Source organism: Psychrobacillus soli, from assembly GCF_006861775.1.
GTDB lineage: Bacteria > Bacillota > Bacilli > Bacillales_A > Planococcaceae > Psychrobacillus > Psychrobacillus soli.
The window spans coordinates 11,680-38,012 of the sequence record NZ_VDGG01000037.1 but is presented as its reverse complement, the minus strand read 5'-3'; the positions used below and the strand labels follow the sequence as shown (position 1 = coordinate 38,012).

Annotated in this window: 28 protein-coding genes; 15 read left to right on the top strand and 13 right to left on the bottom strand. The window is 37.5% G+C overall.

What is annotated here, in order from left to right; all coding sequences use genetic code 11:
* Window positions 1–533 precede the first annotated feature (533 nt).
* Both FG383_RS15530 and FG383_RS15525 read left to right on the top strand, forming a co-directional pair.
* A complete protein-coding gene (locus FG383_RS15530; RefSeq protein ID WP_142608305.1) occupies window positions 534–1,253 on the top strand; it encodes an MgtC/SapB family protein in 720 nt (239 codons plus the stop codon).
* Between the two features lie 17 nt (window positions 1,254–1,270).
* Complete coding sequence (locus FG383_RS15525; protein WP_142608304.1) at window positions 1,271–2,260, top strand: cation diffusion facilitator family transporter; 990 nt, start codon at window positions 1,271–1,273, stop codon at window positions 2,258–2,260.
* Window positions 2,261–2,286: 26 nt separating this feature from the next.
* On the opposite strand, the gene FG383_RS15520 is transcribed toward FG383_RS15525, so the two are convergent.
* The 4 genes from FG383_RS15520 to pruA form a co-directional block, all read right to left on the bottom strand.
* Window positions 2,287–3,450 (bottom strand): iron-containing alcohol dehydrogenase, encoded by a 1,164-nt coding sequence (locus FG383_RS15520; RefSeq protein WP_142608303.1) that lies wholly within the window; start codon window positions 3,448–3,450, stop codon window positions 2,287–2,289.
* Window positions 3,451–3,536: 86 nt separating this feature from the next.
* Window positions 3,537–4,781: a Glu/Leu/Phe/Val family dehydrogenase gene (locus tag FG383_RS15515; protein WP_142608302.1), complete on the bottom strand. Its 1,245-nt coding sequence runs from the start codon at window positions 4,779–4,781 to the stop codon at window positions 3,537–3,539.
* Between the two features lie 79 nt (window positions 4,782–4,860).
* On the bottom strand, window positions 4,861–6,057 hold the full coding sequence (locus tag FG383_RS15510) for an ornithine--oxo-acid transaminase (RefSeq protein ID WP_142608301.1): 1,197 nt from the start codon (window positions 6,055–6,057) through the stop codon (window positions 4,861–4,863).
* Between the two features lie 76 nt (window positions 6,058–6,133).
* Window positions 6,134–7,678, bottom strand: a complete 1,545-nt coding sequence (gene pruA / locus FG383_RS15505) for an L-glutamate gamma-semialdehyde dehydrogenase (protein ID WP_142608300.1) — start codon at window positions 7,676–7,678, stop codon at window positions 6,134–6,136.
* 136 nt (window positions 7,679–7,814) lie between these two features.
* On the opposite strand from pruA, the gene FG383_RS15500 reads away from it, so the two are divergent.
* Entirely contained in the window at window positions 7,815–9,137 is a 1,323-nt protein-coding gene (locus FG383_RS15500; RefSeq protein WP_142608299.1) for an AAA-type ATPase lid domain-containing protein, read from the top strand.
* Between the two features lie 31 nt (window positions 9,138–9,168).
* Here FG383_RS15500 and yugI read toward each other — a convergent pair whose 3' ends face one another.
* From yugI to FG383_RS15480, 5 genes are all read right to left on the bottom strand, one after another.
* Window positions 9,169–9,540: a S1 domain-containing post-transcriptional regulator GSP13 gene (gene yugI / locus FG383_RS15495; RefSeq protein WP_142608298.1), complete on the bottom strand. Its 372-nt coding sequence runs from the start codon at window positions 9,538–9,540 to the stop codon at window positions 9,169–9,171.
* Between the two features lie 77 nt (window positions 9,541–9,617).
* On the bottom strand, window positions 9,618–9,782 hold the full coding sequence (locus tag FG383_RS15490; RefSeq protein ID WP_342782149.1) for a hypothetical protein: 165 nt from the start codon (window positions 9,780–9,782) through the stop codon (window positions 9,618–9,620).
* A 2-nt stretch (window positions 9,783–9,784) separates the two neighbouring features.
* Window positions 9,785–9,925, bottom strand: coding sequence for a hypothetical protein (locus FG383_RS21005; RefSeq protein WP_185907971.1), 141 nt, complete (start codon window positions 9,923–9,925; stop codon window positions 9,785–9,787).
* An 80-nt stretch (window positions 9,926–10,005) separates the two neighbouring features.
* Window positions 10,006–11,091 carry an RNA-guided endonuclease TnpB family protein gene (locus FG383_RS15485; protein ID WP_142608296.1) on the bottom strand — a complete coding sequence of 362 codons (1,086 nt, stop codon included), beginning with the start codon at window positions 11,089–11,091 and terminating at the stop codon, window positions 10,006–10,008.
* Window positions 11,092–11,211: 120 nt separating this feature from the next.
* Window positions 11,212–11,445 (bottom strand): sigma factor, encoded by a 234-nt coding sequence (locus FG383_RS15480; protein WP_142608295.1) that lies wholly within the window; start codon window positions 11,443–11,445, stop codon window positions 11,212–11,214.
* Between the two features lie 129 nt (window positions 11,446–11,574).
* On the opposite strand from FG383_RS15480, the gene FG383_RS15475 reads away from it, so the two are divergent.
* Together FG383_RS15475 and FG383_RS15470 are read left to right on the top strand one after the other, a co-directional pair.
* Entirely contained in the window at window positions 11,575–12,912 is a 1,338-nt protein-coding gene (locus tag FG383_RS15475) for a sodium-dependent transporter (protein WP_142608294.1), read from the top strand.
* A gap of 97 nt (window positions 12,913–13,009) precedes the next feature.
* Window positions 13,010–13,222: a helix-turn-helix domain-containing protein gene (locus FG383_RS15470; protein ID WP_142608293.1), complete on the top strand. Its 213-nt coding sequence runs from the start codon at window positions 13,010–13,012 to the stop codon at window positions 13,220–13,222.
* A 43-nt stretch (window positions 13,223–13,265) separates the two neighbouring features.
* Here FG383_RS15470 and FG383_RS15465 read toward each other — a convergent pair whose 3' ends face one another.
* Entirely contained in the window at window positions 13,266–13,526 is a 261-nt protein-coding gene (locus FG383_RS15465; RefSeq protein ID WP_142608292.1) for a DUF1871 family protein, read from the bottom strand.
* A 75-nt stretch (window positions 13,527–13,601) separates the two neighbouring features.
* Here FG383_RS15465 and FG383_RS15460 point away from each other — a divergent pair, with 75 nt between their 5' ends.
* The gene (locus tag FG383_RS15460; RefSeq protein ID WP_142608291.1) at window positions 13,602–14,768 is read left to right on the top strand and encodes a MalY/PatB family protein; all 1,167 of its coding nucleotides are present in this window, start codon (window positions 13,602–13,604) and stop codon (window positions 14,766–14,768) included.
* Window positions 14,769–15,308: 540 nt separating this feature from the next.
* Here FG383_RS15460 and FG383_RS15455 read toward each other — a convergent pair.
* Both FG383_RS15455 and FG383_RS15450 read right to left on the bottom strand, forming a co-directional pair.
* A complete protein-coding gene (locus tag FG383_RS15455) occupies window positions 15,309–15,533 on the bottom strand; it encodes a hypothetical protein (protein ID WP_142608290.1) in 225 nt (74 codons plus the stop codon).
* Window positions 15,534–15,549: 16 nt separating this feature from the next.
* On the bottom strand, window positions 15,550–16,287 hold the full coding sequence (locus FG383_RS15450) for a peptidylprolyl isomerase (RefSeq protein WP_142608289.1): 738 nt from the start codon (window positions 16,285–16,287) through the stop codon (window positions 15,550–15,552).
* Window positions 16,288–16,427: 140 nt separating this feature from the next.
* On the opposite strand from FG383_RS15450, the gene FG383_RS15445 reads away from it, so the two are divergent.
* Window positions 16,428–17,663: an MFS transporter gene (locus FG383_RS15445; RefSeq protein ID WP_142608288.1), complete on the top strand. Its 1,236-nt coding sequence runs from the start codon at window positions 16,428–16,430 to the stop codon at window positions 17,661–17,663.
* An 82-nt stretch (window positions 17,664–17,745) separates the two neighbouring features.
* Window positions 17,746–19,605: a transglycosylase domain-containing protein gene (locus tag FG383_RS15440; protein WP_142608287.1), complete on the top strand. Its 1,860-nt coding sequence runs from the start codon at window positions 17,746–17,748 to the stop codon at window positions 19,603–19,605.
* A gap of 213 nt (window positions 19,606–19,818) precedes the next feature.
* Here FG383_RS15440 and FG383_RS15435 read toward each other — a convergent pair whose 3' ends face one another.
* Window positions 19,819–20,379 carry a DUF5366 family protein gene (locus FG383_RS15435; protein ID WP_142608286.1) on the bottom strand — a complete coding sequence of 187 codons (561 nt, stop codon included), beginning with the start codon at window positions 20,377–20,379 and terminating at the stop codon, window positions 19,819–19,821.
* Between the two features lie 157 nt (window positions 20,380–20,536).
* On the opposite strand from FG383_RS15435, the gene FG383_RS15430 reads away from it, so the two are divergent.
* The 7 genes from FG383_RS15430 to mnhG are packed head-to-tail and all read left to right on the top strand — an operon-like array spanning window position 20,537 to window position 26,302.
* Window positions 20,537–22,969 carry a Na+/H+ antiporter subunit A gene (locus tag FG383_RS15430; protein ID WP_142608285.1) on the top strand — a complete coding sequence of 811 codons (2,433 nt, stop codon included), beginning with the start codon at window positions 20,537–20,539 and terminating at the stop codon, window positions 22,967–22,969.
* The gene (locus tag FG383_RS15425) at window positions 22,956–23,378 is read left to right on the top strand and encodes a Na(+)/H(+) antiporter subunit B (protein ID WP_142608284.1); all 423 of its coding nucleotides are present in this window, start codon (window positions 22,956–22,958) and stop codon (window positions 23,376–23,378) included. The genes FG383_RS15430 and FG383_RS15425 overlap by 14 nt, the downstream gene beginning before the upstream one ends.
* A complete protein-coding gene (locus FG383_RS15420) occupies window positions 23,378–23,719 on the top strand; it encodes a Na(+)/H(+) antiporter subunit C (protein ID WP_142608283.1) in 342 nt (113 codons plus the stop codon). Before FG383_RS15425 ends, FG383_RS15420 begins: the two co-directional genes overlap by 1 nt.
* The gene (locus tag FG383_RS15415) at window positions 23,712–25,199 is read left to right on the top strand and encodes a Na+/H+ antiporter subunit D (protein ID WP_142608282.1); all 1,488 of its coding nucleotides are present in this window, start codon (window positions 23,712–23,714) and stop codon (window positions 25,197–25,199) included. Before FG383_RS15420 ends, FG383_RS15415 begins: the two co-directional genes overlap by 8 nt.
* Window positions 25,199–25,678 carry a Na+/H+ antiporter subunit E gene (locus FG383_RS15410; protein ID WP_142608281.1) on the top strand — a complete coding sequence of 160 codons (480 nt, stop codon included), beginning with the start codon at window positions 25,199–25,201 and terminating at the stop codon, window positions 25,676–25,678. The genes FG383_RS15415 and FG383_RS15410 overlap by 1 nt, the downstream gene beginning before the upstream one ends.
* Window positions 25,675–25,956 carry a Na(+)/H(+) antiporter subunit F1 gene (locus tag FG383_RS15405; RefSeq protein WP_142608280.1) on the top strand — a complete coding sequence of 94 codons (282 nt, stop codon included), beginning with the start codon at window positions 25,675–25,677 and terminating at the stop codon, window positions 25,954–25,956. Before FG383_RS15410 ends, FG383_RS15405 begins: the two co-directional genes overlap by 4 nt.
* Window positions 25,940–26,302: a monovalent cation/H(+) antiporter subunit G gene (mnhG, locus tag FG383_RS15400; RefSeq protein WP_142608279.1), complete on the top strand. Its 363-nt coding sequence runs from the start codon at window positions 25,940–25,942 to the stop codon at window positions 26,300–26,302. Before FG383_RS15405 ends, mnhG begins: the two co-directional genes overlap by 17 nt.
* Window positions 26,303–26,333: the final 31 nt, after the last annotated feature.

The window sequence follows — 26,333 nt, the reverse complement described above, 5'->3', positions numbered from 1 at the left end:
CAAGTTAACCGAAGTTAATCTTTCAAGTTATATTTCTTAACGTTTTGCATGTTCAGTTTTCAATGTTCATGTTGCCGTCTCTTTTTGACGACTTTATTAGTATAACTTCTTTCGGATTAGATGTCAAACATTTTTTGAAACATTTCAAATTGTTTGATTGCCGTTCCGAAGGACAAGTATTAATATACCTGTTTATAAAATAAAAAGCAACCCTTTTTCCAAAAAAACTTTTAAAATTTTATTAAACCTATAAGTACTACTTCTAAAACGTTGAATTTTACTAAGTAATAATACCATTGGATTCAACCTGTCTATTTTAATAATTGAAAGATACCTTATAAAATATCGCTTTCCCACGTAACAATCATCTAAACTATAAGAATCCATCAAGACAAAATGATTATACCTGTTATTCTTGGGTATTACATATCTATAAAGCTCTAAAAAATTTATTATGATATACGTTGATATTTCTCCTCATATATATAATAAATACTCTTCTTATCATTTAAGGAATATGGGAGGAATACAGGATGGATTGGTTACCAGATTTAAGCGGAAGTGCAGAAATAACATTTAAATTAACTATTGCCGCATTATTAAGTTTAATAATCGGGATAGAAAGGGAACTAAAAAAGAAACCCGTTGGATTAAAAACAAGTATCGTTATCGCTACATTCAGCTGCCTGCTCACATACATATCGATAGAATCCGCATACAAAGCCCACTCCAATGAAAGTATTAACATAACAATGGATCCTCTTCGCTTAGCAGCTCAAATTGTAAGCGGAATTGGTTTTCTTGGAGCAGGTGTTATCCTACGCAGAGGGAATGATAGTATTACTGGGCTAACGACTGCTGCCATGATTTGGGGTGCGGGTGGAATCGGAATCGCAGTAGGTGCAGGATTTTATTTCGAAGCGGCATTAACTGTTTGTATCGTCTTAATCGGCATTGAAATAATACCACCGTTAATGGCGAAAATTGGACCGAAAAGATTAAGATCAAAAGAATTATCATTAATCGTAATCGTTTCAAATACGGAAAATATTGCAAAAGTTTATGACTTTCTTCAAGCTAGCGGTCTTTATATAGAAAGTATTCGGATAAAAGACGTTGTTTTAGACAATAATATCGTCAAGCATGAAATAGATATGCGATTGTCTATTGTAACTAAAAAAAATACAGTGGAATTTTATAATACAATCAAAAAACAAAAATTTATTGAAACTGTTGAAGTAGAATCTATTTAACGAGAGGAGAAATTTGTATGGGAGAATTTTTTAAACTTTTAAAAGGGGGCAATAAACCCTCTTTAATAGCAGCAATTGTCAATACAATTATAGCTGCATTAAAAGCTGGAGCGTTCTTCCTTACAGGAAATGTAGCAATGTTCGCCGAAATGATGCACTCCATCGGGGATGCAGCAAACCAATTTTTCGTATTTATCGGTTCTGCCTTATCTAAAAAAGCCCCTACTCCTAGATTTCCTAACGGATTTGGTCGCTTAGTTAACCTCGTTTGTTTAGGAGCCGTACTTTTAGTTGGTATCCTTTCTTACGAGACCATTAAAGAAGGATGGCATCATATCCAGCATCCAGCTGCTTCTAGTGGGGTTGCTATTAGTTTGATCGTTTTAGGAATTTCGATTATTTTAGAATTTGCTGTATTATTTAAAGCAGGAAAAGAAATTTTACACGATGTTAGTATAAAAGGCGGGTTACTCGCTCCACTAACGACGAGTTTTGCACATTTAAATCGTGCGAAACCAGCAACAAAACTTGTATTTATGGAAGACTTAGTAGCTACTGCTGGTGGTGTGCTTGCATTTATCGCTGTGTTGATCTCACATTTTACGGGATTTTTACAAGCTGAAGGAATTGCGTCCATACTCATTGGGGTTATGATGTTTTATGTAGTAGGAAAAGTGTTTTTAGACAATGCGAGAGGCGTTCTTGGAGAAACGGATGAACAAATGCTTGTACATCTTGCCCACGTCGTCTCCGAAAATACAAACGTGAAAGATATACAAGAATTAGAAGTAACGAAAGAAGGGGAATTTTTGCATGTAAAATTAGTTGCCGAAATAGATCCTACCCTTACATTCGCCAAAGTAGATGATATTCATGATGCGTTGAAAGAACTTATTTTAAATCAGCAAGGTGTAACAGATGTCACCATTGCATTCGATGAAGATGACGGTATAAGAACATGGACAACTCATAGAGATAAACAGACAATATTAAAAACACATGATTGAGCATTCGCTCCCTCATGTGTTTTCTTTTATAGACATGCAGTTAGTATTGCTTTTGTATCCTCAGCGTCCAACATATTAAAATTACCAAATTTTCCGTTGACCATTGCTTTTTCAACCATCAAGTCTATTTGGGAATCATCTATATTATAGTCAGCTAAGTTAGTAGGAGCATCTAGTGAAGCCCAAAACGCTACTAATCGATCGATTCCTTCTAACGCAACTTCTTCTGCTGATTTACCGGTTGGGTCGACATGAAATACTTTTACAGCTAACTTCGCAAATCGTTCTGGATTTACATGTACATTATGGCGCATCCATCTTGGGAAAATAATTGCCAGTCCACCAGCATGGGGAATATCATATACTGCTGATACAGCATGTTCGATATTGTGACTAGCCCAGTCTCCATTGTATCCCATTCGTAAAAAGCCGTTCAATCCCAAAGTACCTGCAAATAAAATCGTTTCACGTAACTCATAGTTTTCCAAATCCTGTACTAACTTCGGCGCAGTTTCAATAACAGTACGTAACACACCTTCAATCATTTCATCATGAACCGGTGTATTCGTTGCTTCATTATAATATTGCTCAAACATATGAGACATCATATCGACAATCCCATAAACCGTTTGATCAAGCGGAACCGTATATGTATGTACGGGATCCAAAATCGAAAATTTCGGGAATACGAGCGGACTTCCCCATCCGTATTTTTCTTGTGTTTCTTCATTCGTAATAACAGAGCCAGCATTCATCTCAGAACCTGTCGCCGCTAATGTTAAAACAGTTCCAAATGGAAGGGCGTCTTTTGGAATTGCTTTACGCGTTACTAGATCCCAAGCATCTCCATCATATTTTGCAGCAGCTACAATCAGTTTTGTACAATCGATGACAGAACCACCACCAACTGCCAATACAACATCTATTCCTTCTTTTTTGCACAGTTCTGCTCCACGTTTTGCAGTAGACAATCTAGGATTCGGTTCCACCCCTGGTAATTCAAATACTTGCATATTCACTTCTTTTAAAGCAGCCATTACTTGATCATACAAACCGTTTTTCTTTATACTTCCTCCACCATATACAACAAGCACTTTCTGACCATATGTCGAAAGCTCCGTTGGGAGTTTAGCTAATTGTCCTTTACCGAATATTAACTTTACCGGATTATAAAATGAAAAAGCGTTCATTGAAACTTCCTCCTTTAAATCTATCTACTTTAATGATAGTAAAAACCGCTTGTATTTTACAAGCGGTTTTTACGTGTGACAAACTATTATACCCAACCGCGGAAGCGTGATGCTTCTGCCGTTCTGCGTACCCCAACCATATACGCTGCTAAACGCATATTAATGTTGCGAGTTGTCGCTACTTCATAAATATTTTCAAATGCTTCTACCATTTTTTTCACAAGTTTTTCATTTACTTCTTCTTCTGTCCAGTAATAGCCTTGGTTATTTTGAACCCACTCAAAGTAAGACACGGTTACTCCACCAGCACTAGCTAATACGTCAGGAACTAATAAAATACCTCTATCATAAAGGATTCTAGTAGCTTCAGAAGTTGTTGGACCATTTGCAGCTTCTACTACAATCGTAGCTTTAATATTATGCGCATTTTCAGCGGTAATTTGGTTCTCAATTGCTGCTGGAACCAATATATCACAATCTAACTCTAATAGATCTTGGTTAGAAATTGTATTTTCAAATAATGTTGTTACTGTACCAAAGCTATCACGACGATCCAATAAATAATCGATATCTAAACCGTTAGGATCATGTAAAGCTCCGTAAGCATCAGAAATACCAATAACTTTTGCACCTTGATCACTCAAAAACTTAGCTAAGAAGCTTCCAGCATTACCAAAACCTTGGATAACTACGCGTGCACCTTGCATATCGATATCACGTTTTTTTGCAGCTTCGTTAATAACAATCGTAACACCTTGTGCTGTAGCACGGTCACGGCCTTGTGATCCGCCAAGTACTAGTGGTTTACCTGTAATGAAACCTGGTGAGTTGAATTGGTCCATTCGACTATATTCATCCATCATCCATGCCATAATTTGTGCATTTGTGAACACATCTGGTGCTGGGATATCTTTTGTAGGTCCTACGATTTGACCAATTGCTCGTACATAACCACGACTTAATCGTTCGATTTCTCCCATAGACATTTCACGTGGGTCACAAGCTACTCCACCTTTACCTCCACCGTATGGAAGATCAACAATTCCAGCTTTCAACGTCATCCACATAGAAAGTGCTTTCATTTCTTCTTGCGTTACTGCCGGATGAAAGCGTACTCCACCTTTTGTAGGTCCAACTGCATCATTATGTTGAGCACGGTAACCTGTAAATACTTTTACCGTGTTATCATCCATTCTTACTGGAATTCGTACTTCCATCATTCGAAGTGGTTCTTTAAGTAGCTCATACATCGCTTCGTCATAACCTAATTTTTGCAGAGCCTCTTTAATGACAGCCTGGGTTGATGTGAACAGGTTTAAATTTTCAGCCATTTGATTATTTCGCCTCTTTAATTCATAATTATTTCTTCGGAATCATTGTAACATATATTAGTTGCTATTTGTCTATGATTTATTGATTGCTAAATACTTTTTTTATTTTGTCGATTGCCCAATCTAGTTCTTCTGTTGAAATCACTAGAGGTGGTGCAAAACGAATAACAGTATCATGCGTTTCTTTACATAATAATCCTAATTCTTTTAGTTGCTCGCAATATGGACGCGCCTCTTCTGTTAACTCCATACCGATAAACAATCCACGTCCTCGAACCTCTTTAATAGAAGGATGTTGAATTTCGTTTAATGCATTCATGAAATATTCGCCTAGTTCTAGTGAGCGTTCTGCAAGTTTTTCATCTGTTAACACATTTAATGAAGCAACAGAAACTGCACATGCTAAAGGATTTCCTCCAAAAGTAGATCCATGTGATCCTGGATTGAATACACCAAGTACACTACGGTCAGCAACTACACATGAAATTGGGAATACCCCACCACCAAGTGCTTTACCTAAAATATACATATCCGGATTTACATCTTCCCACTCACAAGCGAACATTTTACCAGTACGTGCTAGACCTGCTTGAATTTCATCTGCGATAAACAGCACATTATTTTCTTGACATAGTTCGTAAGCTGCTTTCATAAATCCAGCCGGTGGAATAAGAATTCCCGCTTCCCCTTGAATAGGTTCGATTAAAAATGCTGCAGTATTTGGTGTAATCGCTGCTTTAAGTGCTTCTAAATCACCGTAAGGGATTAAGTTAATACCAGGTAACATTGGTCCAAAGCCACGTTTGTATTCTGGATCAGATGATAGTGATACTGCTGTCATTGTACGACCATGGAAGTTGCCATTACATGCAATGATTTCCGCTTGGTCTTCTGCCACACCTTTTACATCATAAGCCCAACGACGCGCAGCTTTAAATGCAGTTTCTACTGCTTCTGCTCCAGTGTTCATCGGCAATACCATTTCTTTTCCCGTTATTTCAGTCACTTTTTCATACCATGGTCCTAATTGATCATTATGAAATGCGCGAGATGTTAATGTTACACGGTCCGCTTGATCTTTAAGTGCTTGAATAATTTTCGGATGACGATGCCCTTGGTTCACTGCAGAGTATGCAGAAAGCATATCCATGTATTTATTGCCCTCTGGATCTTTTACCCATACACCTTCTGCTTCCGAAATAACGATTGGAAGTGGATTGTAGTTATTTGCACCAAATTTATCTGTTTGTTCAATCACATGTTGTGAGTTAGTCATCTTCATTTCCCCCGTTTCTTTTTAAAAGGCAGACTCATCTATGATGCGCCTGCCTATTCAATGTTGGTTGTCTCTATTAAAGCATTTCAGAAGTAGTTTTCGCTTGCATATGAAGAACGATGTAATCAGGACCGCCAGCTTTTGAATCTGTACCGGACATGTTGAATCCGCCAAATGGTTGGTATCCTACAATCGCACCAGTACATCCACGGTTGAAGTAAAGGTTACCTACATGGAAGTCTTCGCGAGCTTTTTCTAAGTTCATGCGGTTATTTGTAATTACCGCACCTGTTAAACCGTATTCCGTATTGTTTGCAATATCAATTGCTTCGTCGAAATCTTTTGCTTTAGTAATACCAACAACTGGCCCAAAGATTTCTTCTTGCATAATACGTGCAGTTGGAGAAAGATCAGCAATAACAGTTGGTTGAATAAAGTAACCTTGTGAATCATCACCAGTACCACCAGCTACTAAACGACCTTCACCTTTACCAATTTCGATATATTCCATAATTTTATTAAATGCAGAGCCATCGATAACTGGTCCAACAAAGTGCTCATCATTATCTGGAATACCAACAGTTAATGCTTTTGTTAACTCTTCTACTCGATTTACAACTTGATCGTATACATCTTCCACGATTACAGCACGTGAACATGCAGAACATTTTTGACCACTGAAACCGAATGCAGATTTTACAATAGATTGAGCAGCTAGTTCTAAGTCAGCTTCTTTATCTACTACGATTGTATCTTTACCACCCATTTCAAGGATCGTACGTTTAATCCAAATTTGACCATCAGCCAATTTAGAAGATTTTTCAACGATTCCTAGACCAACATCACGAGAACCAGTGAAGCTGATTAAACGAGTACGTGGGTGTTCTACTAGGAAGTCACCAATTTCAGCACCTGAACCAGGGATGAAGTTAACTACACCAGCAGGCATACCAGCTTCTTCTAATACTTCAACAAATTTATAAGAAACGATTGGCGTAGTTGATGCAGGTTTTAGTAATACTGTATTACCAGCAACCAATGCCGCAACTGTTGTACCAGCCATAATTGCAAATGGGAAGTTCCATGGAGAAATAACTACTGCTACTCCTAATGGAATATAATCATAGCGGTTATATTCACCTGGACGGCTTTCCACTGGAACACCATCTTTTAATCGTAACATTTGGCGACCGTAATATTCTAAGAAATCGATTGCTTCTGCAGCTTCAACATCAGCCTCAACCCACGTTTTACCTGCTTCTTTTGATAATAACGCAGAGAATTCTGCTTTGCGACGACGCATAATTGCTGCTGCTTTGAAAAGTACATCTGCACGTACTTCTGGTTTTACTTTTTTCCATGTGTTAAACGTCTCATCTGCAATGTCCATTGCTTTTGAAGCAATGTCTTTTGTTGCTTTTGAAACAACACCTACTACTTGTTCTTTATTTGCTGGGTTATAAGAAGTGATTTTACCTTCTGTTGTAATACGCTCTCCACCAACGATTAATGGATACTCTTCGCCTAAGTATGCTTCAACTACTTTGTATCCTTCTTTAATCGCTTGTTTGTTTTCTTCTTTCGAGAAGTCTGTGAATGGTTCGTGTTTATAAGGTAACATGTAAATCCTCCTTTAATTGTTAGTGCAAAAATAATTTGCGTTTATAAATCGTTTACATATATAATAATGCAAAAGATTGTTGCGTTTTTCAAGTGTTAAATTTTAAAATGTTAAAAATATTTTTGAGGTGAGCTAGATGAATGACCAATTGAGTAAGCTTCTCCCTTTTTATAAATTTGCTACAGAGCATGTCTCTGTAGGGATTCACGCTGTTGATTTAATGGGTAAAACGATTATTTACAACGAAAAAATGAAAGAAATCGAAGGGTTAGATTCCGTTGATGTAGTGGATCGATCCATATTGGACCTTTTTCAGTTTGAGCAGCAAGAAAGCACTTTACTAAAAGTGTTGCATAGCGAAAAACCTGTGTTACGTGTTAAACAAACGTATTGGAATAGAAATGGTCAGGAAATAACTACGATCAATGATACATACCCTGTTTTTGATGAAGGCAAACAAATCGGTGCTATTGAATTTTCTCGAGATATCACCACATTAGAACGGTTAATATACCAACCTTTAAAAAGATATAACGAAGCGATTACCCTCTCCACAATTACGGCTGCTTCTCAACTTATGAAAGACGTAAAAGAACGATCAATTAAAGCAGCTCATGTACGAATGCCTGTACTTCTTACAGGAGAAGCTGGCACCGGGAAAGATTTAATCGCTGAAGCAATTCACCATCAGCTTTCTCCTCCGAATGAACAATTTATCAGTTTGTATTGTCATAGTTCGGATATGCAATTGATTAATAAGTTTCAAAAAGAATTAGTCCATTTAAATAACTGCACTATATTTTGTGAAAGAATCGATTTATTATCCATCGACTTACAAAATAAGCTTTTAGATATTTTAAAAGCGAATAGCGATAGTCAAAATTTATATATCGCAAGTATTGGATTAGATCCAATTGATCTCATCGCAAAAAAACAATTAAGCAAGGAACTGTATTATTTTTTTACTACTGTCACGATTAATATTCCACCGCTCCGTGAACGAACGGATGATATAATCCCTTTTGTAGAAGATTATTTTCAACGTTATTTAAACCGGTATGGCTCCTCTATTCAAGAAATAGAAGAAGAGGTTATCCAGGCTTTTTTAAGTTATGATTGGCCCGGAAATTTAAAAGAGCTAGAGTTACTTTTAGATGAAATTAGTTCGATGATTACAACGGAAAGAATATTGAAAATCGACATGTTGCCTTTACATTTTAAGTTAAAGGTTCAAGATTTCAATGTGTCAGCCAAAAAAGCGGAGGATTTTGTCGTGTCTTCTGATAAAGAATTACTCCCTTTAGATGCGTACTTACGAGAAGCGGAAATATATTATTTGCAAAAGGCAATGGATAAATACGATGGCAATGTGACGAAAGCTGCCGAAGCCTTAGGCATGAGTCGCCAAAACTTACAATATCGTTTACGTAAAATGAAAAACGGAAGCACTCCTCAATAAGAGTTGCTTCCATTTTTTGACCAAAGAGCAGTTAGATTGATTTTTTTATCCATTCGCCTAGTTTTTCTTTTAGTGTGTTAAACCCTTCGACATCGTGCTCGTCTACACGGGCTTGCAGTGTTTTACGAGGTTTGTCTTCTTTTTTAGGGACAACTGGTTTTTCTTGTAGCTCTCGAATAGACAAACTAATTTTTCCGGCCTCGTCGTCTATTTCAAGAATCTTCACTTCAACCTCTTGACCAACTGTTAAAAACTCACCAACCTCTTTCACGTATCCATAGGTTATTTCTGAAATATGCACAAGTCCTTGTGTATGTTCATCCAAACTAACGAATGCCCCGTAAGGCTGGATACCAGTTACTTTACCTTTGACCACATCTCCTACCTTATACGTTTTAGTCATATTACCCGTTCCTACTTTCTTTATATACGTTATAGTCACGGTAAATTATAACATATCGGTAAGCTCGCTAGCAAAAATCACTGAGTTTGCATGAAGGCGGCACGCCAACCATTTTCCGTGTGGATAACTGCAAAACCAATTACTTTGTCGTGTAAGTACAGTGTATGATCTGGATGAAGCAGTTTTTCTTCTTTCGCCTTTTCTTTTGACTCCTTGCGGTAATAATCTCTTGTAGCATTCAATGTTATTTTGTATAACCAAGTCTTGAGACTCCCGCGACTAATGTCGCAAGCTCTACACCTAACGGTATGACGAGTGGGATTCTTGCATAACTATGCGTTCGCAGTCCATTTCTGTTTTGAACAGCTTGCAAGTTCAGGGGCATCTCATTGCCCCACCCTGTTTCGTTCTACCTATTGTTGATAGGCATGTACCAAAACAGGCGGTGCCGCTATCACCACGACACTAATTGTTAATAGTCTTCCTTGTAGATAAACCACTTACTGCTTTAGCGATGTTTATGGAGGCATTTACATCTGCATGGCTTAGGTAACCACACTGCGTACAACAAAAGGTATCTGTCTTCCGACTTCGCTTATCAATATGTCCGCATTTGCACGTCACGGATGTGTGCTTTGGATTTACATACTCAATCGAGAGTCCTGCCATTTTTGCTTTGTATTCAATAAACAGTTGCAATTGATAATGCGACCAACTATGCAAATTGCGTCCCGCTTCTTTTCTTGACTTTTTGGAATGTCGAATCCCGGTCAAATCTTCCATTCGGATCAGATGAACACCGTTCTCTAATGCGAAATCGACAATATGCCGGCTTATTTTGTGGTTGGCATCCTTCATCCACTCGGATTCCTTATTTTTCGATTTACGAATAGTATGCAGCTTCTTCGCTTCACCGAGCTTTCGTCTACGAGAAGCGAAACGTCTTCTTCGGTATGCCATTTCATTTCCAGGAAAGAAGATTGAAGTCGTCCCAGCAGTGGCAACCGCAAGTTGACGCAATCCGATGTCAATGCCCATTGTTTTAGGTTCCCCTTGCCGTGCTTGCTTTTGTTCCACTACGAAGGATAAGGTAATTGCGACAAACCATCGCCCTCTTTTTTCATACAGCTCAGTAGTGCCTTGTTTAACATTTCCGGACAAGAGTTTGTCGAGCCAACGCTTTTGATGGTCTTTACTGATAATCGGCACACCAATCCGCTTTTCAAATGTTGGGAATGAGACTTTGAATAATCCGTTTTCTCTCTCCACCTTAAAGTTTTGATTATTAAAGCTACACCACAGACGACGAAAGGTTTTTGCTTTCTGATTTTTCTTTTTTGATTTTACTGTACGAATCGTTTGATTGACGATAGCTGAAGGAAGTCGCTCGTCTGAATAGAGTCCAAATACTTTAGAGGTAGCTGTTTTCAGCTCGTCAAAATGCAAAAGCCAATTCGAAAAAGCTGTGTTGACCTCTGTCATCTTTCGGTACATCGACATTTTCGCTTGTGTCGGCTTTTGTAGCTCTAGCTTGAGTGTGATTGTTTGCAAGTTGTTCACCTCCTGCTACTATTTTAACACAAACAGAACGTATGTGCGCTTTTTGAACGTAATTTTAAGTATGGTTCAAGAAAAGAATTTCCAATACTTGACCTCATTTTCATCCCAAGCTTAAAGGCAATGGGCTTTCCCCTTCGGATAGTCTGTAAAACGCTCATGCTTAAATTGATGCAAAAAGCGATATAGCTTAACAAATACTTCTTGTGTTACGTCCGGTATATCATTTACTTTCACACCACATTGAAAAGCAAACTTTTCCACCGTCCGGTGATGTATTCGGATTAGCTCTGCATACGCTTTTTTATCGCCTTTTTGCGCACACTCAATTAATTCGCTATCAAGCATTGTTCCCCCTCGCTCTCTCTTGTTGTATAGGTGATACGAAAGATAATTCGAGAATGTTCACAAATTGGTCTACATTTTTTCTTTAACCTCGTGTACAATAAGACAGTTCCATTGAAGGAGGAGTTATTTTTGGCAAAACGAGATCATTTCGGATCGAAAATTGGATTCATATTAGCAGCAGCCGGAAGTGCCATCGGATTGGGTGCTATTTGGAAGTTTCCATATATGGCAGGAACGAATGGTGGTAGTGTCTTTCTAATACTTTTCATCATGAGTACGCTTTTAATTGGGCTACCTATCTTACTTGCAGAGTTCGTAATCGGAAGACGTGGACAATCAGATCCAGTCACATCATTTAAAAAACAAGCACCTGGAAAACCATGGTATCTTCTAGGTTGGTCGGGATTAATATTCTCATCTATTATTTTATCCTTTTATAGTGTAGTTGGTGGATGGATATTAAGTTATTTAGTACGATCCATATTTTTCAAACTAAAAGGCGGAAGTGAAAATTATTTTAGTGAATTATTCGGTTCCATCATCCAAAACCCTTGGGAAGTAATTATTGCACAAGGAGCATTTATGCTGTTGACAATATGGATCGTGCAAGGCGGGATTAAAGGTGGGATTGAACGTGCTAGTAAGTGGATGATGCCCCTATTATTTGTCTTCTTTATCGCACTTGTAATACGGTCTTTAACGCTCGATGGAGCAATGGAAGGGATCAAGTTTTTATTTGTTCCAGACTGGTCTTATTTTACCGGTAAAACGATTTTACTAGCACTTGGACAGGCTTTCTTCTCTTTAAGTGTTGGGGTAGCCGTGATGATTACGTATGCTTCTTATTTATCGAAAGAAGAAAGACTTGGAAGCTCTGCGTTAAATGTTGCACTGATGAATATTGGTGTTTCGATATTAGCTGGTCTGGTCATATTCCCCGCTGTTTTCGCGCTTGGGTATACGCCCGATCAAGGACCTGGTTTAGCATTTATCATCTTACCTGCAGTATTTGAACAAATACCGTTCGGTGCATTTTTTATGATTATTTTCTTTATCCTTTTATTGTTTGCAACGCTGACATCGTCTATTTCCATGTTAGAAATATCTGTATCAATTGGCATTCGCTCTAACTATGAACTTCGTAGAAAAGCGTCTTGGATTTATGGTCTCATTATTTTCTTAGTCGGTATACCGAGTGCCTTATCTTTTGGAGTGCTATCAGATATGCATATTTTAGGTATGACTATCTTTGACTTTGCAGATTTTATCACTAGCAGCTTTGGGTTACCAATAGGCGCATTATTCACCTCTATATTCGCTGGGTACCAATTATCTAAAACGGAGCTTTCCAATGAGTTGTTACTAAATAGACCTTTGTTTAATGCTTGGTATATTATCGTTCGTTTTGCTGCTCCAATAGCAATCATTATCATTTTTGTGCAAGGAATTATTAAATTGTTTTTGTAAAAAAAGTACTTATTCTGTCAATACTTTAAAACTGTTCTAAAAAGAATTGTGCTATAATATAGTAACAATTAAGACTTTTAAAGGGGTGGATGAATACATGAAAAAAGAATTGCATAAACAATTACGTCAACTAAGAGAAGAACGTAATATTACTTTAGAAACACTTGCCTTAAAAACAAGAATTGGAACAGGAAAACTAGAAGCATATGAAGCAGGAGATGAAACACCTTCTGTACAAACAATTTTAAAACTATCAAATGCATTAGAAGTTCCAGCATCCAATTTATTAGATGGATTACAAGAAGCGTAAGCAATAAAAAAAGCTTTCGGCCAAAAACCGAAAGCTTTTTCTATTAAATGATACATTTCATTTCATATTTTAAGGCAATTAACTTATATGAAATTTCTACACATTTTTCAAGCGGTATCCACTGTTCAAACGAATGCTCATAAATTTCCTGAATTCGTTTCGCAAGTTCTGAAGGATGATCGATGGTTTGTAAATCCGCTACGACATCTGCTGTTTCTGTTTCGTAACTATCTACCCCTAAATTGAATGGATCCCACTCTTGTAAAGCCCAAATTGCTTTTCTATTCATTTCAATTGCGTCCATTAACTTCACCTTACTAGTTTTTATTAGTTAGGGTTATAATAACATAATAATCTCAAATTGAAAGGGGAAATTACGTTGCCTAATTTTTCTACTGTTTATAACCGAAGAAATACGTTCTCTGTAAAATGGGACATGCTAGACCAAATATATTCACTGGAGGACACATCAGATGTACTCTCTATGTGGATCGCAGATATGGATTTTGCGATTGCCCCCGTTATTAAAGATGCTATTCATAAACGTATGGAACATCCTATTTTTGGTTACTCCATTACACCAGATGAAGCAAAATCTGCATTGACTAATTGGGTTTTAAACAAGCATCAATTAACGATTAACAACGAATGGATATTATTTCGCCAAGGGGTTTTACCAGCCATGGCAGAAGCAATTGAAGCATTTACAGAACAAGGTGATAAAGTACTCATCCATACTCCTGTTTATCCCCCATTCACAAGCATTCCTCAAAATTTAGGACGAGAAGTCATCACATGCCGTCTGACGGAAAAAAACAACGCATATGAAGTGGATTTTGAAGTTTTTGAAGCGTGCTTACAAAAAGGGATAAAAATATTTATATTATGTAATCCGCATAATCCGGGTGGAAAAGTATGGAGCAAAGAAGATTTACAACAAATGGCGGCACTATGCAAACAATATAATGTCCTTATTTTGTCAGATGAAATCCATGCAGATCTTACATATAAACCATTTACACATACTCCTTTGCTAAATGCAGCAGAAGATGTTTCGAATATTATTACTTTCTTTGCACCTACTAAAACATTTAATATCGCTGGAATTCAAGCCGCGGCTAGTATCGTACCAGATGAAGAAAAACGGAAAACATTGGAGCATTTGAATATGATGCGTGGCGCAATGGGATTAAATATTTTTGCTTTAACTGCATTACAAGCTGCTTATGAAGAGGGGGAATCATGGTTAGAGGAACTGATGGATGTTCTCTCTTCAAATATGGATTATGCTGTAGAGCATTTATCCAAAATAGATGGAATCCAAGTAGGAAAACCAGAAGGTACTTATCTTTTATGGATTAATTACCGAGGTACTGGACTTTCGGAGCAAGAAATAATGGAACGGTTATTAACGAAAGGCAAACTAGCATTGGAGCCTGGCACGAAGTACGGGGAAGCAGGTGATGGTTTTCTACGAATGAACTGCGCTTGCCCATTTGAAACCATTCAAGAAGGAGTTTCCCGATTTGCTAGGGCGTTAGACTAATCATCCATTAGAGGCTTTTACAGGCGCAGTATAGGGATACTGCGTCGTGAAAAGCTTTATCAAGTGACCGCTGTGATTTCCGCTGCGAAAATCCTTGGAAAATACTAACTAATCACGGTCTATTATTAACAAAATATGATTGATCGAGACATTATATACTGCCAACGCAACAAACCGGTCTAGTAGATGTTAACTGACGAATTCGCTAGCTTTGAGACATATTGTTCCTACTAATATGTCCAAATCATATTAGTTTCCCATCAAGTAAACTTGCTATTTTAAGAATTGGTTGCTTTCATCGGCATTTTGGTTGCTCTCACNAACGATCTGTTGCCCTAAGCCATTTATTGGATTCAAACAATCGAAAAACGGAGGAAATTTTGTTTTTAGCGAGTTGATACTGATTAAATAAGCGATCTCTGTTGATTTTCGCTCCAGGTGGCGACTCCTGCAGTGAAAATCCTATCGGTCACTTCCTACGACGCATTATCCCTAAATAGTGGAATCCCAAATTTCTTCAAGCAATAAAAAGCAGTCACCTCATTGAGATGACTGCTTTTCTAATTCTTCTTTTCTCATTTGCATGATTTTTTCTTCTAATACTTTTGCCTTTTCAGCGTCTTTAGCGGATTTCTTTTTTAACCATTTGAAAACTAGTATACAAATAACTAATAAAATAAGAAATTCGAGTACTACAGGAATATATTCCGTTTTATCTTCTGGAAAGTACAAATAAAGGAATGCTGGCTGTAAAAAAGTAAACATATTTACACTTCCTTACTTATTTTTGAATAATTTCGATCGACTCAATCGTAATGTCTGTTACTGGCTTGTCTTGTGCTCCAGTTTCTACCGCAGCCATTTGATCAACAACATCCATTCCTTCTATAACTTGTCCAAATACTGTGTGTTTTTGATCCAAAGTTGGTGTTCCACCATCTTTCGCATATGCAGCAGCAATTTCTTCAGGCCATCCACCCGCTGTTAATTGTTCTACAGTTGCTGGTGATTGAGATGCTTGAACGATAAAGAACTGACTACCGTTCGTATTAGGACCAGCATTTGCCATAGATAAAGCCCCTCTTAGGTTAAATAGGTTCATCGAGAATTCATCTTCAAATTCTTCGCCGTAAATACTTTCGCCACCCATTCCAGTTCCAGTTGGATCTCCACCTTGAATCATGAAATCTTGTATAATGCGATGGAAAATGATGCCTTCATAATATCCATTTTCCGCATGTGTTAAAAAGTTTTCGACTGTTTTCGGTGCATATTCTGGGAATAGCTTGATTTTCAAATCGCCCATAGATGTATGCATAATAACTAGAGCTTCGTTTGATGCGACTTCTGCCTTCAGTTGTGGATACACGCCTATCTCTCCTTGTTGTTGGGAATCTGTATTAACAGCTGATTCTTCTTCAGTTACTGCTTCTTTTTTCGGTAATTCTGTAGCAGTTTGGCCACATGCACTTAAAAGGAGTGCAATACTTATACTTATGAATAGAATTATTTTTTTCACGAATTTATTCACCCCAAATTAGTTTAACATATTCGAATCTCATTTTCAGTGACAAAGTATCTAACTTTCTTAGTTACCCGAAATGCTCTATAATAGTATATGACTATTAAGTACGCAACAAAAAGAAAGAAGGGATTTCGATGAGCGTACAAAAAAGAAATTTTACGATCATGTGGGTTTCTAACTTTCTCGTCGCAGGCACGATGACCATGATCATGCCCTTTTTGTCATTATATATTAACAGTATGGGTGACTTTTCTGAAAGCTACGTCCAAAAATGGGCGGGACTCGTTTTCGGTGTTACTTTCGTTACTGCTTTTTTAATGTCCCCTGTTTGGGGAAGGATCGCGGATAAATATGGGTACAAGCCAATACTGATTATTAATGGCTTCGGTATCGCAACATGCGTCTTTTTAATGGGCTTCGTTCATTCCGTGGAAGCATTTTTTGTCCTTCGTTTATTTATGGGGATTGTTACTGGATTTATCCCTACTTCACTAGCTTTCATAAGCGCACAAACTCCAAGAAAAATAGCTGGAAAAACGATGGGGACACTACAAATGGGAAGTGTATCCGGTACACTATTCGGCCCGGTAATAGGTGGGTTCTTAGCAGATACTTTCGGTTTTCAGTATACTTTCATCATTACCTCTTCTGCTGTTTCAATCGCTGCATTGCTCGTTATTTTCGGTATTCGAGAAATCAAAAGAGAAAAGAAAAATAGCGATCATGAATTCTCTAGAAAAACAGTTATCTCCGGTATTTTTCACCACCGACTTATCCTAAATGTATTAATGATTACGTCGATTGTTCAAATCGGCTTATTTAGTATTCAGCCGCTCCTTTCGTTGTATGTTTCGCATTTAACGAATTCAACCGAAGTCGCTTTACTCGCCGGGATTACATTTAGTGCAACAGGGGTCGGAAGTCTACTATTTGCTAGAACTTGGGGAAAACTCGGAGATTCGATTGGATATGAGAAAATATTATCGGCTTTACTAGTCATCGCGTTTATATTTATCATTCCGCAAGCTTTCGTAACGGATCTATGGCAATTGATCGTCCTTCGTTTCTTATTTGGAATCGCATCTGGGGGACTTATTCCGATAACTACTGCATTAATACGAAGAGAAGCACCGATCGAAGTACAAGGAGAATTAATGGGTTATAACACAAGTTTCCGTTTTTTAGGAAATATTATTGGGCCAATGTTTGGCGGTTTTATAAGCGGATATATCGGCATATCTTCTGTATTTTTCGTAACTGGCAGCTTATTTTTAATCGCCTTTTTCATTATTTATTTTGCACAAAAGAAACCAATACAGGATTTTGAAGATGTATTGTTAGAAGAAGAGCTTCATGCAAAAACAACGTAAAAAAACAGGCACACTTTCGACTGGAAAGTGTGCTATTCTTTTAACATGGATTAATAGTTAAACGTGAAATGGAGTACAATAAATGCGCCAAGCAATCGGTTTTATTATCATATTACTTTGCTTTCCGTTCATATGGTTCTTATATTCTTTTATTCATACAGAAATACTAGTAGCTAGTTCATATAAAGATAATCTCGCAACGTCTATTCAATTATCAAGTCCACCGATTTCTTCCCCTATTGTTTTGCTCGATGAGGATGGGCAAGTTTTCACGGAGGACTATATTGAATGGCGTGATCCTCTTCCCCTTGAATATATTCCACTTTTTGTACAAGAGCTGTTTATTCAAAGTGAAGATGTGGAATTTTATCAGCATATCGGATTTAATTTTAGTGCCATTTTCCGTGCAGTTTTCGCAAACGCGATTGCCAATTCAAAAGAACAAGGTGCAAGCACAATCACGCAACAACTCGTTCGATTGCGTTATTTAACTACCGAAAAAACATATGAGCGAAAAGTAACGGAACTATTGTATGCGTATGAAATGGAAAAACAATCGACAAAAGAAGAAATACTATCCAATTATTTAAATGAAATATACTTCGGAAACCAGGTGTACGGAATTGGGGCAGCAGCAACTTATTATTTTAGCCGACCGTTAAATGAATTAACAGAAGCGGAACTCGCTTTTATAAGTGCTATTCCAAATAATCCAACTCGTTATGATCCTTTAGTAAATTTCGATGCAGTGAAAAAAAGACAGGAATTACTCATCGATGTATTAGTCAAAAATGAAAAGATAGCTGCTACGGATGGAGAAATACTAAAAGCAGCGCCAATTGTTTTGCACACGAAAACGAAAACACAGCTGTATCCTGCCTATAGTACATATGTGGTGGAAGAATTAAAAAATCTAATTGCACTTAAAGAAGGCTTTACAGAAAAAATAGCTCATGCGCAAAACGAACAACATAAGCAGCATTTCGAAAAAGGGCTACAAACTCGTGTAAATGAAATCGGTACACAAGGAATAACCATATACACTGCTCTCGACCCAGTTAAACAACAAAAAGATGAAAAGTATGTAAATGACTTATTACGTAGAACGGCTGACTTACAAGCGGCGACTGCTGTTATTAATAATGAAACAAGAGAGATTATTAGTTTATATGGTGGAAAGAACTATAAAAAGTTCGACTTTCATCGAGCTTTCCAAGCAGTTCGTCAACCAGGATCTGCTTTTAAACCACTACTTGTGTATGCTCCATTGTTTGAAACGACATCCTTAACCCCGCGAAATATGATACATGCAGGGAAATTATGTATTGGTACTTACTGTCCTCAAAATTATGGAGGAGCGATTTATGGGAATGTCACGATTCAACAAGCATTTCGTTCCAGTTATAACACGCCTGCAGTTCGTTTACTCCAAACGACGGGTATCGAAACGGCATTTGATAAATTGGCACCTTTTCAATTTAACCATATCGTAGATGAAGATCATTCATATGCAGCTGCTTTAGGTGGGCTGACAAAAGGAGTAACACCACTAGAAATGGCTGATGCGTATACGAGTTTTATAAACGGGATGTATAAACCTGCGCATGCAATTCGTAAAGTTGTTGATAAAAATGGCGATATATTATATGAATGGAACGAAGAAAAGCAAGAGGTTTGGTCACCAAAAACCGTGCAAACGATGCGCAATTTGCTACAAGATGTTGTCACAAATGGAACAGGGAAAGGGATTTCTGTGCAGTCATCGTATGTTGGTGCTAAAACAGGGACGACGAATGATTATGTCGACTATTGGATAGCCGGACTATCGTACACATATACGTCCACTGTTTGGATCGGCTATGATATGCCTAAAAATATGAAACCAATCGAATCGAAAAAAATACACCATTCCATCTTCAATCAAATTATGAAGAAGCACTAAAGCTTAAGCGCCAATGTCTGCCCCGACAGGCAAATGGGGAAAAGCGAGGAGGCAGCTCCCCAGCCACCACAGCTTTTTCCCATTTGACCCCGAGGGGCAAGGCGCTGGAGTCTGGATGTAGAAACACTCGTAGAAAGCTATCCATAAATCATAAATTCTTTCGTTTCCTAAGAACGACAAAAGAAGCTACTAAACCGTAGCTTCTTTTTCATTTTACAAAAACGGCAAGCTCGCAATAACTCCATTGTATAACTTGATGATTGCATAGATTACTAAAGCTAAAAATAGACTCCAAACGATAATCTCGAACATGATTAACCCTACAGTTCCTAATAAACTCATCGAATTACTCAATTTAAATACGACATAAATAAAATAGATAAATGCTGTTGCTAGAAAAATGAGTAGCAATAATTGAATCGATTGTAAACCAACTGCGGAGATGGCTGCTCCCCCAAAAAAGATCACGTAACCGCCCCGTGCTTGTGAAATAGTCTTCCCTTCTAAGTCTTTCGAAAAAAATAGCATTCCGATCTCATGAATCGTTTCCGCAATAAGTTTCAAAGCAGAGAAAAGCATAAAATAAACAAGCACTAGCACAATAAGTAGAAATAATTTCAACTCTAAATCAGATAAGAACTCCCGCATACCACTATATACACCAATAACTTTAAACAATTCAATCGCTTTATTCATCGTGAAAACAGAGAAGGTTAAACTAAATAATAATATCGTAATTAACGGTAAAAATCCGAACACATATGGGTTTTTCATATCTATCCTCTTATTCTATAAAGTATTCATTTTTATCATAACGAAGGGAAGATACATTCCGCAAGTGGCTGTTGATCTTTTCCCCATGCAATTACTAGCCTTTTGCGTTATAATTTTAGGGATGCATAAAATACATACACTTGAAAGGAGGATTCCTTTGTCCTTTATTTTTGCAATATTCTTGCCCATCATCGCCACCCTGCTAATTCCGTTCCTGTTTAAAAAAGTTTCTAGTATCCATACAGGTTGGTTTGTACTACTTGTCCCTGTAGTGCTAGTTATTTTCTATGGTACGTATATACCTTCCATAATGAATGGATCCACTTATTTGGACGAGCTACCTTGGATTCCATCCCTAGATATTTCATTTATATCCTATCTCGATGGACTAAGTTTACTTTTTTCATTGTTGATCACTGGAATTGGGGCACTTGTTGTTCTCTACTCTATCTTTTATTTAGATAAGAAAAAAGAGAAGTTAGGAAACTTCTATGTGTACTTACTAATGTTTATGAGTGCAATGCTTGGAGTTGTTCAATCAGATCATTTGATCAGCTTATACTTCTTTTGGGAACTAACGTCTATTTCTTCTTTTCTACTAATCGGGTATTGGTATACAAGAGATCGCTCGCGTTTTGGTGCGTTAAAGTCCATGATGATTACGGTCTTTGGTGGACTGATGATGCTAGGAGGGTTTTTAATCCTTGGAATTATTGGTGAGACTTTCTCTATACGAGAACTGATAGGACAAGCATCAGCGCTTTCGGGACACGATCTTTTTGTATGGGCACTTGTATTAGTGTTATTAGGAGCATTTACTAAATCCGCACAGTTTCCATTTTATATTTGGTTACCGGACGCAATGGAAGCTCCAACACCAGTGAGTGCCTATTTACACTCTGCCACCATGGTAAAGGCAGGATTGTATTTAGTCGCAAGGTTTACACCTATCTTTGCATTGTCGGAAGTGTGGATTTGGCTTGTGACAGGCGTTGGTATTCTTACTTTGTTCTGGGGTTCATTTTTCGCTGTTAAACAGACAGACTTAAAAGCGATTCTTGCCTTTTCTACGGTGAGTCAACTTGGCTTAATAATGTCTTTACTTGGAATTGGTTCGATTGCTTATCATGTTACAGGTGATTTAGTGACCACTTTTACATTCGCTACGTTCGCTGCTATTTTCCATCTAATGAACCATGCGACGTTTAAGGGTAGCTTGTTCATGATTGCTGGGATTATCGATCATGAAACAGGAACACGTGATATTCGTAAATTAGGTGGACTTTTGAGTTTAATGCCTGTTAGCTTTACGATTGCACTGATTGGTAGCTTATCTATGGCTGGTGTACCACCGTTTAACGGATTTTTGAGTAAGGAAATGTTTTTAGAAGCAGTTCTAAATTTACAACATTTTGATCTATACGCGATGGATTCTTGGTGGATCTTGTTCCCAATTGTCGCGTGGATTGCCAGTGTGTTTACATTTGTGTACAGTTTGTACTTTGTGTTCTACACATTCCGCGGAAAGCATAAACCGGAACAATTACCAAAAGCCGCTCATGAAGCTCCGATCGGCATGCTTGTATCTCCTGGAATTTTAGCAACACTTGTTGTCATTATTTTCTTCATTCCAAACTTTTTTGGTAACGCTTTTATTAAACCGGCTGTTGCAGCGATTCAACCATTAGCATACCAAGTGCCAACGGATGTTGGGTTTACCATTAAAGCTTGGCATGGTTTTGATTCTCCCGCTTTATATATGACTTTAGGCGTATTTTTAGTTGGTTATCTATTTTATAAAACGATTCCAAAATGGAGCGCTGTGTATAACACAATTCCATCGAAAGTCTCTTTGAATGGAATGTATGATGGGCTCATGCGACTTGGAGATAGCGGTGCTAACCGTTTTTCTTCCATCTATATGACAGGTTCTATTCGCAACTACCTTGTATATATGTTCGCTGCGATTATTGTATTGCTCGGTGGAACGATGTGGATAAAAGATGCATTTGCTATCCGTTTTGACAACTTAGCACCTATTCGGTTCTTTGAAATACTTATTTCGATTATCCTAATTGTTGGTACAATAACGATTTTAGTAACTAAGTCAAGGCTTACTGCAATTATCGCACTTGGGGCAGTAGGATTTACAGTTGCGCTGTTTTATATTATTTTTAAAGCACCAGACCTCGCTTTAACCCAATTAGTAATTGAAACAGTATCGGTCGCATTATTTTTAGGGGCATTTTATCATTTGCCGAAGTTAAATAAGCATGAAAAAGGAAAAGAAGATCGCGGATTCCGTTTAACTAACTTCCTCATTGCGCTTGGAGTTGGTGTAATGGTTACATTAATCGCCATTTCTTCTCACTCACAAAAGCTTAAACTTTCGATTTCGCAGTATTACAAAGATACGGTCTACTCGGAAGCTGGTGGGGGGAATATTGTCAACGTTATTTTAGTCGATTACCGTGGATTTGATACGTTGTTTGAGATTAGTGTGTTAACCATTGCTTCGCTTGGTATTATTGGAATGATTACTTTACGACTCGTGAAAAAGAAAGGAGATAGAAAAATTGAAAACAAATGATTTAATTATGCAAACGACAACAAAAGTAGTTTTTTTCATCATTTTTCTATTCTCCATTCACATCTTTTTTGCAGGTCATTATACACCTGGTGGCGGATTTGTCGGTGGATTATTAATGTCTAGTGCGATCGTTTTATTGCTACTTGCTTTCGATTTAAAAACAGTGAAAGAAATGTTACCCATTAACTACACGGTTGTGACGGCAGTCGGGCTATTAATCTCCCTTGCTACAGCAGCTGGTTCCATTTTCTTTAACGTCCCGTTTTTTACGCATGTATATGATTATTTTTATCTACCTTTACTTGGAGAAACATCTATTCATACCGCTATGTTTTTTGATACAGGCGTTTATTTAGTAGTTGTAGGAGTTACGATGACGATTATTCAAATGATAGGAGGAGATGAATAATGGAGATTTTGATGTCCATTTTAATCGGCTTTCTATTCATGGCTGCCGTCTACTTAATACTTTCCAGAAGTTTACTTCGAATTATAATTGGTACTGGTTTATTGAGTCACGGTACGCATTTATTACTATTAACGATGGGCGGTCTCGGAGGCAAAGCTGCTCCCGTTTTATCAGACGGCGTAACAGATTATGCAGATCCTTTACCACAAGCGCTTATTTTAACTGCGATTGTTATTAGTTTTGGTGTTACTGCCTTTTCTTTAGTGCTAGCATATCGCACTTATAATGAACTAGGTACAGACAATATGGATCTAATGAAAGGAACGGAAGACAATGATTAACTTATTATTATTCCCAATCCTCATCCCTTTCCTATTTGCAGCCATATTATTGTTTTTCCCGAAAAAAGTGAAAGCGCAGCGAATCATTACGATTATCGGCTTGCTAACGGCACTCTCTTCTGCATTTGTGTTACTTTGGAAAGTGAAAACGGATGGTGTTCAAAGCCTTACATTAGGTAGCTGGGCTCCTCCTTTTGGAATTACAATGGTATCTGACATGATGTCCGCTTTACTTGTGACATCTTCTCTTCTGATTGGTTTATTTGTTGTATGGTTTAGCTTTACTTCTATTGGAATAGAACGAGAAAAGTCGTTTTATTATCCAGCTATTCTATTTATGCTTACTGGTGTAAATGGAGCTTTTACAACTGGAGACATTTTCAATATGTTCGTTTTCTTTGAAGTATTATTAATGTCTTCCTACGTGCTAATCGTATTAGGTGGAGAAAAAGTGCAGCTAAGAGAATCTATAAAATACATATTAGTAAACATAGTTTCTTCTTCTTTGTTTGTTATTACAGTAGGCTATCTTTACTCTGTTGTTGGAACACTGAATATGGCCGATATCTCGATCAAATTAGCAGACATTGGACAAGCTGGAATTGTAACCGTAATTGCTGTGTTATTTTTAATCGTATTTGGGATAAAAGGAGCTATTTTCCCTCTATTCTTCTGGTTACCAGGATCATACGCTGCCCCTCCGATTCCAATTCTTACACTGTTCGGTGCCTTACTGACGAAAGTCGGTGTGTATGCGATTATACGCACGTACACATTGTTTTTTACAACAGATATTGGTTTTACACATGAGTTGTTAATGATCGTATCTATTTTAACAATTATTGCAGGATGTATTGGTGCGCTTGCTTACTTTGATGTGAAAAAGATTATTATTTATAATATCATCATCGCAGTAGGGGTCATTCTATTTGGGGCATCTGTGATGAATGAAAGTGGAATGATGGGATCCATGTTTTATTTGATCCATGATATTCTCATTAAGGGTGCTTTGTTTTTACTAATAGGGATCATTATTCACATTACAGGGACATCTGATTTGAGAAAAATGGGTGGACTGATCAAACGTTATCCTGTACTTGGTTGGAGCTATTTAATCGCAGCTTTTGGGCTTGCGGGTATTCCTCCACTAAGCGGATTTATCGGAAAGTTATTAATCATACAAGGTGGCTTTGAAAACGAGCTTCTTTGGCAAAGTATTTTCATTTTAGCTTCGAGCTTAATCGTTTTACTTTCAGCTATCCGTATTTTTATCTATGCATTTTGGGGTGAAGAAAAAGGCGCATTAGATTTTCATCCAAAAACGTATCGTCATTTATTGGCACCTACTATAACTTTAGTTGTACTTACTGTTTTATACGGAGTTGGCTCGGAATATTTAGTACCATTTATGACGGATGCGACAGCCGTTTTACTTGATCCTTCTGTGTATTCGAATGCTGTATTTGGAGGGGGGAAATAATGGCTTTTCAAATTTTATTGAACGTAATCATCGCAGTAACATGGATGTTTTTATCCGTATCGTTTCAACCTACTACATTTATCATTGGATATTTATTAGGCTTGTTCATGTTATTCTTATTGCGTAAATCATTTAGTACTAGATTTTATTTGGGGCTTGTTTGGGCAGTTATTAAGTTGCTAATTTTATTCTTGAAAGAATTAACGCTATCCAATATTTCTGTTTTACTACTAATCGTCAAACCGAAGATGCCCATTCGTCCTGCGATATTCGCAATGCCAACTGTACTTGAAAAAGATTGGGAAATTACACTTTTATCAAGTCTTATTACACTGACACCAGGAACTATTGTCCTTGATATTTCAGATGATAATAAAACACTTTACATCCATTCGATCGATTTTGATAATGTGGATGAAGCGATCAATTCGATCCGAGATACGTTTGAGAAAGCAATACTGGAGGTAAGCAGGTCATGACAACATTTCTATGGGTAATTGTAGTGATATTAAGCGTCGCCCTTCTTGGCTTTGTTTACCGCCTTGTAAAAGGACCTTCAACTCCGGATAGAGTAATTGCTCTGGATGCGATCGGTGTTGGGATAATTTCATTAATAGGTTTGATATCCATCTTGTTTGATACAATTTTTTTCTTAGAAGTTATTTTACTTTTAGCGATTTTATCCTTTATAGGGACTGTTGCTTTTTCTAAATTCACGGAGAAGGGAGAAATCATTCAACGTGACCGTAATAGCTAATATACTAATAGTTGCTACCATCTCTTTTGGAACCATTTTCGTATTAGTGACTGCCATCGGTTTAATACGACTTCCCGACGCCTATTCGAGGGCACATGCTGCCTCCAAAAGCGCAACACTTGGAGTTATGAGTATTTTACTTGGTGTGTTTTTTCACTTTTGGTTAAATGAAGGGTATTTTAATTCTCGTATTTTACTAGGTATCGTATTCCTATTTGTTACTGGTCCAGTCGGGGGACATATGATGGGACGTGCAGCCTATTTATCTGGTGTGAAAATGTGGGATAAATCCGTTCGGGACGATCTCGCTGAAGTTGTTAAGAAAAAAAGAGAACAAAAAAAATAAAAAAAGCTTTTGCAAACGCAGAAAAAGGCGT

Excerpts from the sequence above, each read along its gene's own strand:
- FG383_RS15445 (WP_142608288.1), top strand. The coding sequence starts at position 16,428 with ATGAGCGTACAAAAAAGAAATTTTACGATCATGTGGGTTTCTAACTTT.
- FG383_RS15405 (WP_142608280.1), top strand. The coding sequence starts at position 25,675 with ATGACAACATTTCTATGGGTAATTGTAGTGATATTAAGCGTCGCCCTT.
- yugI (WP_142608298.1), bottom strand. The coding sequence starts at position 9,540 with ATGACTAAAACGTATAAGGTAGGAGATGTGGTCAAAGGTAAAGTAACT.
- pruA (WP_142608300.1), bottom strand. The coding sequence starts at position 7,678 with ATGTTACCTTATAAACACGAACCATTCACAGACTTCTCGAAAGAAGAA.
- FG383_RS15420 (WP_142608283.1), top strand. The coding sequence starts at position 23,378 with ATGGAGATTTTGATGTCCATTTTAATCGGCTTTCTATTCATGGCTGCC.
- FG383_RS15480 (WP_142608295.1), bottom strand. The coding sequence starts at position 11,445 with ATGCTTGATAGCGAATTAATTGAGTGTGCGCAAAAAGGCGATAAAAAA.
- FG383_RS15520 (WP_142608303.1), bottom strand. The coding sequence starts at position 3,450 with ATGAACGCTTTTTCATTTTATAATCCGGTAAAGTTAATATTCGGTAAA.
- FG383_RS15465 (WP_142608292.1), bottom strand. The coding sequence starts at position 13,526 with ATGGACGCAATTGAAATGAATAGAAAAGCAATTTGGGCTTTACAAGAG.
- FG383_RS15440 (WP_142608287.1), top strand. The coding sequence starts at position 17,746 with ATGCGCCAAGCAATCGGTTTTATTATCATATTACTTTGCTTTCCGTTC.
- FG383_RS15530 (WP_142608305.1), top strand. The coding sequence starts at position 534 with ATGGATTGGTTACCAGATTTAAGCGGAAGTGCAGAAATAACATTTAAA.
- FG383_RS15470 (WP_142608293.1), top strand. The coding sequence starts at position 13,010 with ATGAAAAAAGAATTGCATAAACAATTACGTCAACTAAGAGAAGAACGT.
- FG383_RS21005 (WP_185907971.1), bottom strand. The coding sequence starts at position 9,925 with ATGCCCCTGAACTTGCAAGCTGTTCAAAACAGAAATGGACTGCGAACG.
- FG383_RS15525 (WP_142608304.1), top strand. The coding sequence starts at position 1,271 with ATGGGAGAATTTTTTAAACTTTTAAAAGGGGGCAATAAACCCTCTTTA.
- FG383_RS15435 (WP_142608286.1), bottom strand. The coding sequence starts at position 20,379 with ATGAAAAACCCATATGTGTTCGGATTTTTACCGTTAATTACGATATTA.
- FG383_RS15455 (WP_142608290.1), bottom strand. The coding sequence starts at position 15,533 with ATGTTTACTTTTTTACAGCCAGCATTCCTTTATTTGTACTTTCCAGAA.
- FG383_RS15415 (WP_142608282.1), top strand. The coding sequence starts at position 23,712 with ATGATTAACTTATTATTATTCCCAATCCTCATCCCTTTCCTATTTGCA.
- FG383_RS15500 (WP_142608299.1), top strand. The coding sequence starts at position 7,815 with ATGAATGACCAATTGAGTAAGCTTCTCCCTTTTTATAAATTTGCTACA.
- FG383_RS15410 (WP_142608281.1), top strand. The coding sequence starts at position 25,199 with ATGGCTTTTCAAATTTTATTGAACGTAATCATCGCAGTAACATGGATG.
- FG383_RS15510 (WP_142608301.1), bottom strand. The coding sequence starts at position 6,057 with ATGACTAACTCACAACATGTGATTGAACAAACAGATAAATTTGGTGCA.
- FG383_RS15515 (WP_142608302.1), bottom strand. The coding sequence starts at position 4,781 with ATGGCTGAAAATTTAAACCTGTTCACATCAACCCAGGCTGTCATTAAA.